We start from the raw sequence: 15240 nt of genomic DNA, 5'->3' as shown, positions 1-15240 counted from the left end.
ATGAAGAAATATACATGATATTAATGGATTATCTGAATGAACAAGGCTGTTAAGGATACAAAGCAACAGAGTAATAAGGCGACTTGCAACCTCATCAATACTGATACCAAAGCGCATTGCAAAACTTATGTAATAGCTGATATGGACATACCCCAACAAAATCTCCAATCAAATCTCCAACAAACGCCTCAACAACGTACCCAAGATATTGAGTCTCAGTCGGGAGCAACAGCGCCAGTTTCATCAGAACAGCATGGCGTTAAAAGCCGTGTGCGAACCCAAGTACCTTTATTGAGTTTGGCATTGGTCAGTTTTGCTATTTTTATTGGCTGGATAATTTATCAAGCCAATACTGGTGGCAATAACATATTTTTTGATTTAGTGAGAGTCGTTCCTTACGGCGATAAAGTTGGCCATATGATGCTGTTTGGCATGCTGACATCACTGGCCTTGATTGCATCGCGAGCGGCATATTTTTACTTATTTGATCGTAAAATTTATTACGCCATTGTCGCAATCAGTACCTTAGTGTTTATTGAAGAAGTCAGTCAGGGTTTTATCGCGACACGTACCTTTGATATTGGCGATTTAACGGCTGATGCAGTAGGCATCACTTTATTTAGTGTGAGCACCATTAAATGGATTAACCGCAACCGATAGTTGAGCGGGAAAATGACATAGGACTCATCAAGATTTAATAAGTAAAGTCTTCAATCTGAAAAGCTATCCTTTGTTTGACTGATTGACACTATCGCCACAAGTATAATAGGTTTTATATAAGTGACTTATGATAATGTGTTAAATATGGACTAGACTAAGGCGCAAGTATCAAGCTGTGTCTTGCTAACGCCGAATGGCTAGCTTTTCAATTTCATTAGGTTGCACTCGTTAATAAGTTGCACGAGTTTTATTTTTCCTTTCTAGATACAAGAACTTTCATAAGGATTTTGAATGGTCTTCTTTATCGTTTCTTCATTGTGTTCACTACAGTCCATGGGCTTAAAGCTGTGGCTCACTATCCAGTTGTACATTCAAATTTCAACGACATTACTCGCTAACTCAACGACAATTTACAAAGGTGATTTATGACTGTTTGTTTTGATGAAATTCAACGCTTAAAGCAAAGTATTCAAGCATCAGTCATTGGACAAGAACATGTTGTTGATGCGCTCATATTATCCTTATTAACGAATGGTAATGTGTTGCTAGAAGGCTTACCTGGCACGGCTAAAACTCGTTCAATCAAAGCGCTTTCAAATGCGTTAGAAGTGAGCTTAGGGCGTGTGCAATTTACACCCGACTTATTGCCATCTGATGTGACAGGGACTGAGATTTATCAAGAGGTTGAGGGAAAATCCACGCTGACTTTTCAACCTGGACCAGTATTTAACAACTTACTATTGGCTGACGAAATCAATCGTTCCCCAGCTAAAGTGCAAGCGGCACTGCTTGAAGCAATGGAAGAAAGGCAAATCACTGTGGCAGGTAAAACCCATGTGCTACCTAAACTGTTTATGGTGCTTGCGACTCAAAACCCAATTGAGCAAGAAGGAACTTATCCTTTGCCTGAAGCGCAAATGGATCGCTTTATGATGAAAGTCTTGTTGGATTATCCTGATGATGAGACTGAAGTAAAAATTATTGAGTTAGTGCGTGCTGAAGAAGCCTTATCAGTGGACAAACCGGCACCGATAGATCCTACTCATATCTTTTCTGCACGAGATCTTATTCATCAAATTCATATGAGTGATGCAATAACCGCTTATATAGTTGCTATTGTGATGGCCACTCGTCAACCTTCTCGTTATCCAGATTCTCCCTTGGCTCAATGGTTATCCGTCGGTTCAAGTCCTAGAGCCAGTATTGCGTTAGATAAATGTGCTCGTGCCTCGGCATGGCTTGCTGGTAAAACCTTTGTGGATCCTGACGATGTTCGCTCCATAGTGCATAGTGTATTGCGTCATCGTTTGGTACTTAGCTACGATGCAATTGCTGATGGGGTAACGCCTGATCAGGTTATCGATGAAATATTACGTCAAGTGATAGCGGCCTAGTCGAGCTTTATGATGGATAAATCTGACAGTGATATTTATGTTTCTATTGAGCAACTTAGAAAGCTGCAATACCAAGCTGTAGGGGTTAATTTTTCTCCACGCCAAGCAGTAAACAGTGTCTTAAATGGGCGCTATTCATCTAAGTTACGTGGTCGTGGATTAAATTTTGAAGAACTTCGGCATTATCGTCCAGGTGATGATATCCGCTGCATGGATTGGAAAATCACTAAACGCACAGGTAAACCCCATATAAAAGTCTATACCGAAGAGCGAGAACGCAACGTATATTTGATTGTCGATCAACGTGCTGCGATGTTTTTTGGAAGTAAAGGCAAAATGAAATCAGTAATTTGTGCCGAGTTAGCAGCACTGATTGGTTGGCGCATTGTTGGTGCAGGCGATCGCATTGGCGCGTTGGTATTTAATGATGATTCTGCGTCGGTTATTCCTGCCAAAAGAGGCGGTCAGCATCTTGCGCAAATTTTTAAATCGATAGTAAAACAAAATCATCAATTAGGTGCGAGCAACAATAGCACTCGTGCGAGTGACAGCTTGAATCAAAGCTGGCATAAAACTGCACAAGTTTGTGGTCACGACTCGTTAATTATTTATATTGGTGATGGTAATGGTTGGAACGATAAAACAACGCATTTAATGAAGAATATTAGACGCCATAATGAAGTGATCGCCTGCAACATTATTGATGCGTTAGAGCAAAAATTACCGAGTATGGCGCAAATGGTCGTCAGTGATGGAAAACTTCAAATCCAATTTGATGCTTTAGGCAAAAATCAACAGCAATATCAACAACAAATAGAGTCAAAATTGACTTTATATGCGCAAACCGCCCGTAAATATCGCGTACCCTTATTGACCATTAATACCATTGACCCTGTTAGCACGCAGTTGATCAATGCGTTTCGCCGAGGTGGTGAATGACTCAATTTGGTGATACGTGGGGCAGTAGTATTGTAAAAGACTTAATTGAAACAGATGCGCCCAATGCCATTAGCTGGTGGCCACAAACTTTTGGCTGGCAGGTTGTTGCACTAATCGGCCTTACGCTTGTTTGTCGTAGACTGTATTTTGCTTGGCGTTTATACCAGCATAATCAGTATCGTCGTGATGCGATAGCATGGTTAAACTTATTACCTCCCTTTGAACAATTATCTGCTCAACCTATCTATCGTCAATTACCGAATCTTGTTCGTAAAACCGCTTTAGGTGGTTATAAGCGCACCGAAATTGCAACATTATCAGCTGATGAATGGACACAGTGGTTGAGTAAACAGTGTCCTCAAGCCAAGTTTGAAGATATCGGCTTTACATTACATGAGTTAGCTTATGATTCTGCTTTAGAAGTGAATACTGCACAGATGACGAAGTTAATTAACCAGATACGAATTTGGATAGAACAACATCGAGGTGAGTATGATTGAGTTTGCTTACCCACTATGTTTTGTTTTGCTGCTTGCCCCAGTCATTATGTATTTTATTGCGCCTGCTTATAAAGAAAAACGCAGCTCTATTCAAGTGCCGTACTTTGAACAGCTAGTTGATATTACAGGTGAGAAACCGCAAAAAGGGGCGGTAATACTGTCAAGAAAGCATATTCAAAAATTGCTGTTAATACTTGCTTGGCTATGCATTGTTGTCGCTATGGCCAAACCTGAAGTTATCGGTACACCCGTCACCCAGCAAAAGTCGGCTAGAGACTTAATGATTGCAGTGGATCTATCAGGATCTATGGCGGTAGAAGATTTTGTATTGCCAGAAAATCAGTCTAACGAGGTTGATAGATTAACGGCAGTAAAACAGGTTTTACGTAAGTTTGTCAGTCAGCGCGACAGTGACAGGCTAGGGTTGATTCTTTTTGGCGATGCGCCATACCTTCAAGCGCCATTTACCAATGATTTAGATACATGGTTAACACTGTTGAATGACACGCAAGTTGGGATGGCTGGACAAAGTACCGCTTTTGGAGATGCCATTGGGTTATCCATTAGCGTGTTTAACAGCCATGAGACACAAAATAGAGTGCTTATTGTGCTTACCGACGGAAATGATACCGCTTCGAAAGTCCCCCCTGTTGAAGCTGCAAAGGTTGCTGCGGCCTCTAACATCAAAATTTACACCATTGCCATTGGCGATCCTATCGCTGTTGGTGAAGAAAAAGTTGATATAGCTGTACTAGAAAACATTGCCTCAATAACAGGCGGGCAAAGTTATCAAGCTATTGATACACAAGCGCTTGAAAATGTTTATGAAGCGATTAATGACTTAGAGCCAGAGTTATTCGAGTCGCAAACCTTTAGGCCAAAAACCAGTATTCATTATATTCCGATCGCACTGTTTTTAGGTTTGTATCTAGTGTCGTTGTTAATCGTCACCTTGCGTTTCCCTAATGTGAAAAAAGGGGCTAACTAATGGAGCAATGGTTAATTCAATTACAGCACTTTCATTTACTCCGACCTTGGTGGCTATTAGCCTTATTACCACTGGCATATATTGTTTATCGTTTAAAGTACCGTCAGGATAATTTAGTGAATTGGCATGAGCATATGTCAGCTAAAATTTTACAGACATTGACAGTCAAAGGAGATAATCAACGGGTTATTTCACCTTTAAATTTGACCATAGTTTTAGGCATTATCAGTGTATTGGTTTTAGTAGGTCCAACATGGAAACAGCAACCAAGCCCATTTACAGAAGATAAGTCAGCGCTGATTATTGCGTTAGATTTATCTGAAACGATGGAGCAAACGGATGTATTACCTACACGCTTAACACGTGCGAAACAGAAAGTAATTGAGTTATTGGCTGTTCGCGGTGATGCCAACACAGCACTGATTGCTTACACAGGCTCGGCACATACAGTGATGCCGATAACTAATGACAGCAAGATGATAAAGCAGTTTTTAGATTCACTGAGTTTTAAGATAATGCCTAATTCAGGGAAGCAACCACAGACTGTTTTACCGATTGCCAACGGATTACTTGAAGCAACTCAAACCCCTGGAACCATTTTATTCATTACCGATGGCACCAGTGATAATGCATTTAGCGCTTTTGGCACCTATTTTTCAAAGGCACAACATCAGTTAGTGGTTTGGGCGATTGGGCGTGATAATGCAAGCTCGCTCGAATCTGGCTCAACCATTATTCCAATGCAGCAAGAACGATTAGAAACCCTTACAGATAAGGCTGGTGGACGGATAGTTATATTGACTGATGATAAACAAGATATCGAAAAGGTAAATGGGTATATAAATAACAATCTCGTTATTAGTGAAGATGAAAGCCGGCCTTGGTTAGATGCTGGTTATTGGTTGGTGTATATCATTGCAGCAATATATTTACTCTGGTTTAGACGAGGGTGGACACTGCAATGGTAAATTCGTCGATCAAATTTATTGTAAATGAACTCACCATGGTGATTGTGAGTTCGTTGTCGAAAATATCTGCATGGTATACAAAGTGGCGCACTCGAATAATGATTTTTGTTATCATCATTGGCGCGTTATTCGCTATATTAAAACCTCAATCTTTTGCTGATTTATGGCTGACTCGAGATCAACAAGGAATGTTGCTGTTTAATATGGGGTATTACCAGCAAGCTAGTAATCATTTTAGTCTTGTTCGCTGGCAAGCATTCAGTTTGTATGGCGCAGAAGAATTTGATCAATCTGCTATTTTATATGACCAGTTTGAAGATGAAATAGATCAAATTGCTCGCGCCAATGCTTTAGCGCACGCAAGGCGATATGTAGCAGCTAAAAATATCTATCAACAAGTATTACAAACTGCGCCAAATAATAAGCAAGCGATGCATAATTTAGCCCTTGTTCAAGGTATTATTGATGAAGTGAATCGCATAGCTGAAAGCCAGCAGGGTGAAGCAGGAGACTCGCCACAAGAGCTAGGTGACGATCCGCAAACTGGTGATGGTGCAAAGAAAAAAGAAATGGTGCTAAAGGTAGCTGAGCATTATGACGCAAGTCAGTTGTTGCTTGACCCTAAGTTAAATGAAATGTGGTTAAGACAAGTTCAAAAAGATCCTGCGCGGTTCCTAGCGAATAAATTTCAAATGCAAACAGCCCCAACATCGCTAAACTCGCGACCGTTAACCACCAATGAGGAGAGTCAATGATGTCTTTTCTCTGCGATGTTTTTACAAGGCAGATATTGCTGTTTAAACTCTTAGTTTTGCTAGTTTTAGTCCTTTTTAGCTTGAGCGTGGCTAAACTTAGCCAAGCTGTTGAATCTGCAGACTCAAGTATCACACTTGAGTCCTTGATAGATAAGAACCAATTAAGCATCGAGATTCGTGTTCAAAGTAAAGCTCCTTTTGTCGTTAAACAACCTATTATTGTTCAAGTTGAAGTGTCAAGCGATCGCTGGTTTTCAAAAGGTGTTCAGGTAACGCCTCCTGCTTATAAAGATATTGTCTTTTTACCTACTTCGAGTTCATCGATTACTGGAACAAAAAAGATTAATGGACAAACATGGACATACATTATTCGAGAAATAACCTTATATCCCATGCAAGAGGGCGTTTATGAGCTGCCAGCTTTTGATGTATTTGCATCGGTTAATACAGAATATGGCATTGTTGAAGGCGTACTTAAAACTGACGACTTTCAAATTGAAGCTAGAATGCCACAAGTGGTTACAGAACTGGATACAGGTGTAGGTTTTACAACTGAGATTGAAGATAACTTAATTGTTTCACCTTCTGTCACACTGTCTGTAAAGCATGATATCGGCAATGAAGTACTCGATATAACAGACGTAGCGAGAACGTTTAATGTCGGGGATGCAGTTACCCAAACGGTTTCTATCACCGCAAAAGGTGTCCCTGCAATGATGTTACCAGTTTTAGCACAAACACAATTGAGTGGGTTAAGTGTTTACCAGCAACCCAGTAAACTCAGTGATCAATCTAACCGAGGTGAATTAACTGGCATAATGTCGCAAACGACGAGTTATATATTTGAACAAGCGGGTGAGTTTACTACGCCCAAGCAAGTTTTGTATTGGTATAACTTACAACAAAATGAGGTAACAGAACTCACTGTGCCTTCAGTAACTTGGGTCGTCAAAGGTGGTGCTATAAGCGCGAGCAGTGATGGCACCGCTTCATCATTTAAAGCGTGGTTGAGTAAATATAGTTTAGTGATTGTCAGCCTATTCATTCTGATTTACTTGCTAACGCGACTTGCCCAGAATCGCACTAATCTTAAGGCGTTATATTTATCTTTATCTCAGTATGAAATTAAGCAATTACAAGTAAGCTTACGACAGGAATATGAGCAAGGAAATTACGCTAAAGTGTGTCAATTGTTGTACCGCTATATTGAATATCAAGATGCGCAATTATCAAAAACGGGTACAGCAGTTTCATTGTTAAATCATCATCACTCAAATGAAAGAGGCTTAGATAATAGTCATTTAAATAATGACATTATTCTGAGTCTCAAACAGTTTTACAAATCTGACAGTGAAAAATATTCACTATTAGAGCGGTTATTAACTCAAACATACTCAATAGATACTGCTGCACCGCTAACAGATGAACAGTTTAATACCTTATTACAAGTGACAGCATTGCTAAAATATAACCAAAGTAAGGGAAGTGTCGATATTTCTGCTAGTGCAATAAAATTGAATTAATCACAATAGAAGTAGCGGATTATTTGATTATTTAAAGTTATAGATGAGTGCTCGGGGCAAGTAAGGTAAGTGATGCTTGTTTTGATACGGTTTTTTTAATGAAGTATCCATTCTGAAATCAATTTTTTTGAATCAAAAATCAAGCTACACTTTTTCACTTATTCAGAATGTTAAGTATCTCTATCATTGTCAGTACTTTTAAAAGTTGTGAATATCAATCCATACGAACAGTCTTGGTCTAAATAAGCGACTAACTGCAACGCTCAACTGATTCATTAACTGTGATATATTGAGTTTTTAGGCTGTCTCATCTCACCGACAATGATGCATTATCTTCAATTATGATTGGCGTGATTAACTGGCCTGATTGATTGCTGAGATTGATTGCTGAGATTGATTGCTGAGATTGATTGGTGTGAGTGAAACACTTACTTTTAATTGATGCTTATTGTCGTTTAGTTTTGACAGTACAGTATGAAACATGATGTTAACTGAGAATGTATGTCTAGCGTTTTACGATTTATTGTGGTTATTTTTGCAGCATTGGCAGTGACGTTTTTAGTGTTTTTTGTCATTGCGGCGTTAATTGAATTCCATATTCCAGAGCAAACAGCCCAACTCGTTCTTGATTCAAATGCTGATTCTTATGCTGATTCTTATGCTAATTCTTTAGCGAACAGTTCAGCCGCACAGCTTTTAATGATTTTGTAAGGCCGTTATATGTTTAGACAACACCATTATCGCGCTTGGGCTTACCTGTTGTTAAGTTCTATTTTTATCGCTCAACCCCTCGTAAATTATGCTCATGCGGATGATATCGTGCCATTTACCTCTGATGGTTGTAGTGTTTTCCCCGATGGCACTTTGGCCGACAATCAATTATGGCTTGCATGTTGTACTGCACATGATTTTGACTATTGGCAGGGCGGTACGGCCAAGGAACGCCTTGAATCAGATCAACGCTTAAAGCAATGCGTCGCCAACCTTGGCCAACCGCATATAGCTAGCCTTATGCTTGCAGGGGTGAGAGTTGGTGGCAGTCCATATTTTCCGACAACCTATCGTTGGGGCTACGGCTGGCCTTACCCAAGAGATTATCAAGCCCTGTCAAAACAAGAGAAACAACAAATTCAACGAGTCCTAAATAATCAGAAATAAGTAAAATATTCGCTATAGCAGTAACTCAGTGCTAGGTTAACTAACAGTATATTAACGTTCAGAGTCGTTACGTTAGTAAGTTAACCCTTTTTCACGCAAAATAAGGACATATTATGCTGAAAACATTGATTAGTAGTGCAGTGATAACGCTAATGCTCACTGGCTGCTCGACTGCTGATAAGCAAGTGCAAGTCACCCCACAAATATCCCCACCAGCGCAAAGTGTTTTTAAAACTTATACTGCTGAGGACTTTTATAAAACCACCAGTGTGTTCGGCTCTTCTATCAACCATGATGGCACTGCAGTACTGGTAAGTAATGATAAAACAGGGATATTTAATGCTTACAAAGTGCCTGTAGACGGCTCTGAAATCACTCAATTAACATTTTCCACAGAAGAGTCAGTATTTGTAAAATCTTGGTTTCCCAATGACAATCGCTTTTTGTTTAGTGCTGATAAAGGAGGGGATGAGTTAGATCATTTGTTTGTACAAGATGTCGAAGGGAATCAAATCGATCTCACTCCAGGTGAGGGCCTCAAAGCCGTGATGTTATCTTGGCATGAAAATGATGAGTCTTTCTTTGCGTTGACCAATGAACGTGATGCTAAATACTTTGATATTTATCAATACAACACTGACGACTACAGCCGTAACTTAGTGTACAAAAACGACTTAGGTTATACCGTTGAAACCATGAGTCCAAATGGCCGATTTATTGTATTGAGTAAAGACCATTCAAACAGTAATACTGACTTGTATCTCGTTGATTTACGCTTGAAGATGGCCAAACCTCGTTTAATTACCGAGCACCAAGGTAACGTTTCTTATTCCGCCTACACGTTTACTAAAGATAACGAGCAACTATTATATTCAACTAACGAATTTGGTGAGTTTAAGCAAGCGTGGGCATATGACATTGCAACGGGTTCCCATAAAGTTAATTACAAAGCGGATTGGGATGTTAGTTTTAGTTATTTCTCAAATGATGGTCGATACCAAGTTACTGGGATTAATGCTGACGCACAAACGCAATTAACCATCACTGATCTTGTTGAGCAAAAAGAGCTGTCATTACCTAAGCTTCCAAGCGGCGATTTACGTGGCGTTAACTTTTCACAGGATTCTAAATCAATGGTGTTTTATATCAATTCTGATACCTCACCATCCAATTTATACAGCCATACCATTGGTTCTTCATCTGTAAAACGTCTGACCAATTCTGGTAATCCAGCTATTTTGGAGCAAAACCTTGTGACTGGTGAGGTGGTGAGGTTTAAAAGCTTTGATGGACTTGAGATACCAGCAATTTTATATAAGCCCAAACAAGCTGAGTTTAAAAAGGTACCTGCGTTAATCTATATTCATGGCGGGCCCGGCGGTCAATCTCGCAAGGGCTACTCTGCAACCGTTCAGCATTTGGTTAATAATGGTTACGCCATTATCAAAATTAATAACCGTGGTTCAAGTGGTTATGGTAAAACCTTTTTTCATTTAGATGATAAACGACATGGTGAAGATGATTTACAAGATGTGGTTTTCAACAAAAAATACTTACAAACTTTAAATTGGGTCGATGCTGACAAAATTGGCGTTATGGGAGGGAGCTATGGTGGCTACCTTACTATGGCGGCAATGGCGTTTACCGACGAGTTTAAAGTAGGTATTAATATTTTCGGCGTGACTAATTGGGTAAGAACCTTAGAGAGTATTCCGCCTTACTGGGAAGCATTTAGAAAAAGTCTTTATGATGAATTAGGCGATCCTGCCACTGATAAAGAACGCTTACATAATATTTCACCCGTGTTCTTTGGTCATCAAGTCAAAAGCCCTGTTTTAGTGGTTCAGGGGGCAAATGATCCAAGAGTGTTGAAGATTGAGAGTGATGAAATGGTTGAATCTATTCGAGCTGGCGGTACACACGTTGATTACTTAGTATTCGATGATGAAGGCCATGGTTTTAGTAAGAAAGACAACCGTATTAGTGCATCTAATAAATATTTAGTCTTTTTACAGCAGTATTTATAGCCTATTGTTGTAAGTGATTAGAAAGCCATTTGATTATCAAATGGCTTTTTATTAGGGCCTGTAGATCTTTCAAGGTTGTTTTTGCAGCGAATTGTTGGCCATTTATACATGGAAGAGACTTTGTGGTGTGGTTATTCTACATAAAAAGTCAATAACGCAGTAAAAATGGCCAACAAACGCTGCCCAAAGGGTTCGAGTAAAAGCGTTTTACTCTTTGTTGGATGAATTTTGCTTAGATGACTAAGCATCAATCCATCCGCCTCAATTAAAACGCTTTTATTTCAAACAAAACTTAACCAGCAAAGATCAACAGGCCCTAGTTGCTATACAGGATGCTTTTTAATAAATTAAAGCTAAAATCGGTATTAAGTCACTCACACTTATAGAGTAAGGATGTCAATTGAACACAGAGATCATTTATTCTGAAGCCCCAGATATTGTCGATCAACTGGTTGATGGGGTAAGAGCGTTTAACATAATGAATATGGGAAGTGAGCTATCAAAGCCATTAACTATCGTAATGCGAGATGGAAATGACAAGATCATTGCTGGTATTGCAGGTAGAACGATATATCAAAAATTTTTAATCAATGTGTTATGGGTAGATGAGTCTATGCGCAGCGAGGGATTAGGCCATAAATTAATGATACTGGCAGAAAACGCTGCTATTGAACGTGGTTGCCTAGCTGCTCAAGTAGATACCTTAGCATTTCAAGCGTCAGGGTTTTACCAACGACATGGATTTGAAGTCATTGGTTCTGCACCTGCATTTGGTAAAAGTCCTGCACAATATTTTCTTTTTAAGCATTACGGCTAACTACTCAGCGTTAAAGGCATCAAGTAAACATTGATACTTGTCGATAAAATACTGATTTTTCGTTTTGGTAAGTCAATAATCGGTCCGTAAATTATTAATTAAACACGGCCTAAGTAAAAATCAGTATTGAGCGAGTTAATAATCGCCTTTTTTACGAGAGCGGGATGCTGTCTGTACTGAATTGATCATTTTCCCTAAGGCTTTATCTTTAGCGCGTTTTTGCGCTAATGTTGCCCCGTTTAATGCTTGTTCTCGCATTAGTTTTTGGTAACTAATAAGTCGTCTTTCAGTTAACTCACCTGAAGCAAGCGCGGCTTGAATTGCACAGCCTGGCTCCGCTTGATGTTGGCAATCTGAAAAACGGCACTGCGATGCAAGTTGTGTTATTTCACTGAATGTTTCACTGACGCCTTGCTCACAGGCACCTAGCTGTAATTCACGCATCCCGGGGGTATCGAGTATTAATCCACCACTTTGCTCACCTCGAGACATCCATTTAAGTGCTCTTGATGTGGTTGTATGACGACCTTTACTGTCATCTTCTCGTATTGCGCTAGTGAGCTGAGTTGAACTTCCCAATAATCCATTGACTAAGGTTGATTTCCCTACGCCAGAAGAGCCTAACAAAGCGATAGTCTGTCCTTGTTTGCAATAATCGAGTAGCGGTATTATTTCGGTTTCATCAAGAGCATTGACTGAATGCACCATCATTAAAGGATTCAATGATTGAACTAACTGAGTTTTATCTGCTACATCGTCACACTGATCTGCTTTAGTTAATATAACAATAGGCGTGACTTGTGACTCATTGGCCAGCGATAAATATCGTTCAATTCGACTTAGATTAAAGTCATTATTTAATGAGCAGACAATGAACAAACTGTCGACATTAGCTGAAATAAGCTGCGACTCAACCTTACTTCCAGGCGCTTTTCGTTGAAATACTGATTTGCGTTCAAGTAATCGAACAAACTTATGCTGTTGATCACATAACACCCAGTCTCCAACACACAATCTATCAGTGACACTGGCTTGATGTGCGGTTTGCGACATTGCCCATTGACCGCTTGGGGTGAGTACGATCACGCCACTACGGTGTTGTTCAATAACTCGGCCAATAATTAGCCTATCATCTGCGTTGTCATCGCTAATTAATTCCATCTCTTCCAGCGATAATTGTTGCTGAAAAAAAGGCTGCCAACCGAGTTGTATTATTGAAGGGGATTCACTCATTTACTGTCCTAATAAGGCGTCTTATGTGGTGTAACGTTAAGTATAGTCATCAGCTTAACTTTACTTATTACGTGAGTCATTACTAGCGATAAATAGCATGTTATCAGATTATGAATTAACGACTTGTGACTATGGTAGCTAATTTAACTAGCGATACAGGGCGAGCAGCAAATATACTACACGTTATCAGTACGACGGCTCAATTTGTAGCCTGATTGAAGCCTAAAATGTCAAACTGACGAGTTATTGGTATTTTGCTCTGTAGTGTTAATTAATTGCACTACAATGGCACAAGTGTGATTTGACATGTCATAACCCCACTCAGGATAAAAAACTGAACATGCTTTGTTTTTAGGCAATAAATTTACGGTTAGTATCTTTTAAAACATATCCTTCTAAGCAAAATCTAAGTTTATAAAAGCTTTAATTACAATATCTTATCTTTATGCTTTGAGCATGGGATATTTTATCTTTGCAGTGCTATGATTTTGAAAAAATGTTTTATTCTGCTTTAACAAATTGAATAAAAATGACCCAAATAGATATTGCAAATGCAAACATCATATGTTTACATAGTGGTTAATTTAACAAGTTTCACAAATCTGTAAACAAAATCGTTAGTAATAACAGGTTGCAACTGTGGAATGATTATTAGCTAGTATTTCCTTAATTTATTCAGATGATTAAGGTTGAATTAAAAGGACGTCCTTCAATGAAGTCTATCGTTGCCAAGCCACTATTGGTCAAATCGATGTTTAAAAAAACTGCATTAGTACTTTGTATATCTCAAAGCTTGATGGCTTGCCAAAATAAAGAAACTAATGCAGAGGTTGAGTCTGTTGTAAATAGCGCAACAGTAGAACAAGAAACATCTACTCAAATTTTGCCTTTCTCTGATCCAACCAATTCAGGTGGTTGGGTGCTTAATACTGAAATCAGTGATGAATTTGATGGCACTGAAATTGACCAAGAAAAGTGGTTTGTCCAAGGGGAAAACGGTGATTACTACATTTGGAAAGGTCGAGCACCGTCTCAGTTTGCTCCTCATAATGTGATTGTTGAAGACGGCTTTTTAAAATTACGTAGTCAGTGGGAACCTGATTTTGAATTTGCTAATGAAAACTACGCAGACGGCAAAGTCGATGCGAAATATGGTTCATTGGCTAATGGCGATCCTATGCCAATAACAACAGCTGCCATTGTCAGTAATAAACGCTTTTTAAATGGCTACATGGAAATACGTTCCAAAGCGGTTAACGTTTCAATGACCAGTGCGTTCTGGGCCATTGGTTATCAGTCTGAGTTAGATATCTATGAACAAATCGGTAATCCGAAAATCATTGGCGATATCAAACCTGATCAATCTAAGTCAACTGTTCATGATTGGAGTCCACCAGCAAAACGTCCAACTCGTGTATTCCATCACAAGGAAAATTTACCATATCGCGTTGCTGACGAGTTTCATATTTACGCAGCAGAGTGGGGCGAAGATTACTTAAACTTATATCTTGATGGAAAATTACTGCAACGCTTTACTCAAAAAGAGCTAGGCGATCGTTGGGTGCTTAATAACCCGCTAGAAATTTGGTTGGATTCTGAAATTTTTGCTTGGTTAGGTATGCCTAATAAAGAAGAACTTCCAGCTGATTTTGAAGTTGACTATATGCGAGTATGGCAAAAGCCTAACCCAGAACTACTCGACCGTGCATTCTTCGGATTTGAAGGGCCTATACTGTTTCAAGAAAATAAACGTCCGCTTAAATTGGTACCTGAAAATTCTGAAAATAATCAATATCAAAAGTTTTGGGATATTGATGCTAACTCAGCAAACTATGCAACCATCACTAAAGAACAGCGAATCACAGGTTTACGCAGCCTTAAAATTGCCGCAGACAAAGATGCTACAGATGAGCTAATCAAGGTTAGTTCACCTGAAAAAGCAGTGAGATTAGACAAAGGTGATTATCGTTTCTCAATGCGTCTTTGGGTTGATACTAGTAACTCTCTTAGTGAGTTTAACGTGACTGTTAATAATGCAAATGGTGATGATGCAGGCTTTGTTTTAGCGCCATTCAATCTAAGCGAAATTGACCATGCGCACAAAGCACAATGGATTACAGTAAGCCAAGATATAAGCCTTAACGCGCCTGTAGCCAATGACGCTAAGTTAACAATCACGGTTGATCCAAGCCAGATTAAAGATGTATCTGCATTGTTTTATATCGACGACATTTCAGTTGTTAAACAATAAGTTAAGCTAAAAGGAAAGCCACATAAT

General features: G+C 39.2%; 14 protein-coding genes. 13 read left to right on the top strand and 1 reads right to left on the bottom strand.

The features are described from left to right. The first annotated feature begins 36 nt into the window (after positions 1 to 36). From A9267_RS02960 to A9267_RS02905, 12 genes are all read left to right on the top strand, one after another. Positions 37 to 660 (top strand): VanZ family protein, encoded by a 624-nt coding sequence (locus A9267_RS02960; protein WP_231919037.1) that lies wholly within the window; start codon positions 37 to 39, stop codon positions 658 to 660. A 425-nt stretch (positions 661 to 1085) separates the two neighbouring features. Further along, entirely contained in the window at positions 1086 to 2054 is a 969-nt protein-coding gene (locus A9267_RS02955) for an AAA family ATPase (RefSeq protein ID WP_065108181.1), read from the top strand. A gap of 9 nt (positions 2055 to 2063) precedes the next feature. Beyond that, positions 2064 to 2993, top strand: a complete 930-nt coding sequence (locus A9267_RS02950; protein WP_082972168.1) for a DUF58 domain-containing protein — start codon at positions 2064 to 2066, stop codon at positions 2991 to 2993. After that, the gene (locus A9267_RS02945) at positions 2990 to 3493 is read left to right on the top strand and encodes a DUF4381 domain-containing protein (RefSeq protein ID WP_065108179.1); all 504 of its coding nucleotides are present in this window, start codon (positions 2990 to 2992) and stop codon (positions 3491 to 3493) included. Before A9267_RS02950 ends, A9267_RS02945 begins: the two co-directional genes overlap by 4 nt. After that, positions 3486 to 4481 carry a vWA domain-containing protein gene (locus A9267_RS02940; protein WP_065108178.1) on the top strand — a complete coding sequence of 332 codons (996 nt, stop codon included), beginning with the start codon at positions 3486 to 3488 and terminating at the stop codon, positions 4479 to 4481. Before A9267_RS02945 ends, A9267_RS02940 begins: the two co-directional genes overlap by 8 nt. Next, complete coding sequence (locus tag A9267_RS02935) at positions 4481 to 5449, top strand: VWA domain-containing protein (protein WP_065108177.1); 969 nt, start codon at positions 4481 to 4483, stop codon at positions 5447 to 5449. The genes A9267_RS02940 and A9267_RS02935 overlap by 1 nt, the downstream gene beginning before the upstream one ends. A 98-nt stretch (positions 5450 to 5547) precedes the next feature. After that, entirely contained in the window at positions 5548 to 6204 is a 657-nt protein-coding gene (locus A9267_RS02930) for a hypothetical protein (protein ID WP_156669088.1), read from the top strand. A gap of 86 nt (positions 6205 to 6290) precedes the next feature. Then, positions 6291 to 7727, top strand: a complete 1437-nt coding sequence (locus A9267_RS02925) for a BatD family protein (RefSeq protein WP_197495501.1) — start codon at positions 6291 to 6293, stop codon at positions 7725 to 7727. Positions 7728 to 8228: 501 nt separating this feature from the next. After that, on the top strand, positions 8229 to 8438 hold the full coding sequence (locus A9267_RS02920; protein WP_065108175.1) for a hypothetical protein: 210 nt from the start codon (positions 8229 to 8231) through the stop codon (positions 8436 to 8438). Positions 8439 to 8447: 9 nt separating this feature from the next. Continuing rightward, complete coding sequence (locus A9267_RS02915; protein WP_231919036.1) at positions 8448 to 8885, top strand: hypothetical protein; 438 nt, start codon at positions 8448 to 8450, stop codon at positions 8883 to 8885. A 113-nt stretch (positions 8886 to 8998) separates the two neighbouring features. Beyond that, positions 8999 to 10912 carry a S9 family peptidase gene (locus A9267_RS02910; RefSeq protein ID WP_065108174.1) on the top strand — a complete coding sequence of 638 codons (1914 nt, stop codon included), beginning with the start codon at positions 8999 to 9001 and terminating at the stop codon, positions 10910 to 10912. A gap of 400 nt (positions 10913 to 11312) precedes the next feature. Beyond that, the gene (locus tag A9267_RS02905; protein ID WP_065108173.1) at positions 11313 to 11729 is read left to right on the top strand and encodes a GNAT family N-acetyltransferase; all 417 of its coding nucleotides are present in this window, start codon (positions 11313 to 11315) and stop codon (positions 11727 to 11729) included. Positions 11730 to 11864: 135 nt separating this feature from the next. Here A9267_RS02905 and rsgA read toward each other — a convergent pair whose 3' ends face one another. Further along, positions 11865 to 12962 carry a ribosome small subunit-dependent GTPase A gene (rsgA, locus tag A9267_RS02900; RefSeq protein WP_065108172.1) on the bottom strand — a complete coding sequence of 366 codons (1098 nt, stop codon included), beginning with the start codon at positions 12960 to 12962 and terminating at the stop codon, positions 11865 to 11867. Positions 12963 to 13674: 712 nt separating this feature from the next. Between rsgA and A9267_RS02895 the strand changes: the two genes are divergently transcribed. Further along, positions 13675 to 15213, top strand: coding sequence for a family 16 glycosylhydrolase (locus A9267_RS02895; protein WP_197495500.1), 1539 nt, complete (start codon positions 13675 to 13677; stop codon positions 15211 to 15213). Positions 15214 to 15240 lie beyond the last annotated feature (27 nt).

Origin of the sequence: Shewanella sp. UCD-FRSSP16_17 (genome assembly GCF_001675935.1) — a bacterium.
Taxonomy (GTDB): Bacteria; Pseudomonadota; Gammaproteobacteria; order Enterobacterales; family Shewanellaceae; genus Shewanella; species Shewanella japonica.
The sequence above is the reverse complement of the archived record's forward strand: the minus strand, read 5'-3'. Positions and strand labels throughout refer to the sequence as shown.

Coding starts and splice junctions, on each gene's coding strand:
- A9267_RS02960 (WP_231919037.1), top strand. CDS start 37: ATGAACAAGGCTGTTAAGGATACAAAGCAACAGAGTAATAAGGCGACT.
- A9267_RS02955 (WP_065108181.1), top strand. CDS start 1,086: ATGACTGTTTGTTTTGATGAAATTCAACGCTTAAAGCAAAGTATTCAA.
- A9267_RS02950 (WP_082972168.1), top strand. CDS start 2,064: ATGATGGATAAATCTGACAGTGATATTTATGTTTCTATTGAGCAACTT.
- A9267_RS02945 (WP_065108179.1), top strand. CDS start 2,990: ATGACTCAATTTGGTGATACGTGGGGCAGTAGTATTGTAAAAGACTTA.
- A9267_RS02940 (WP_065108178.1), top strand. CDS start 3,486: ATGATTGAGTTTGCTTACCCACTATGTTTTGTTTTGCTGCTTGCCCCA.
- A9267_RS02935 (WP_065108177.1), top strand. CDS start 4,481: ATGGAGCAATGGTTAATTCAATTACAGCACTTTCATTTACTCCGACCT.
- A9267_RS02930 (WP_156669088.1), top strand. CDS start 5,548: ATGATTTTTGTTATCATCATTGGCGCGTTATTCGCTATATTAAAACCT.
- A9267_RS02920 (WP_065108175.1), top strand. CDS start 8,229: ATGTCTAGCGTTTTACGATTTATTGTGGTTATTTTTGCAGCATTGGCA.
- A9267_RS02915 (WP_231919036.1), top strand. CDS start 8,448: ATGTTTAGACAACACCATTATCGCGCTTGGGCTTACCTGTTGTTAAGT.
- A9267_RS02910 (WP_065108174.1), top strand. CDS start 8,999: ATGCTGAAAACATTGATTAGTAGTGCAGTGATAACGCTAATGCTCACT.
- rsgA (WP_065108172.1), bottom strand. CDS start 12,962: ATGAGTGAATCCCCTTCAATAATACAACTCGGTTGGCAGCCTTTTTTT.
- A9267_RS02895 (WP_197495500.1), top strand. CDS start 13,675: ATGAAGTCTATCGTTGCCAAGCCACTATTGGTCAAATCGATGTTTAAA.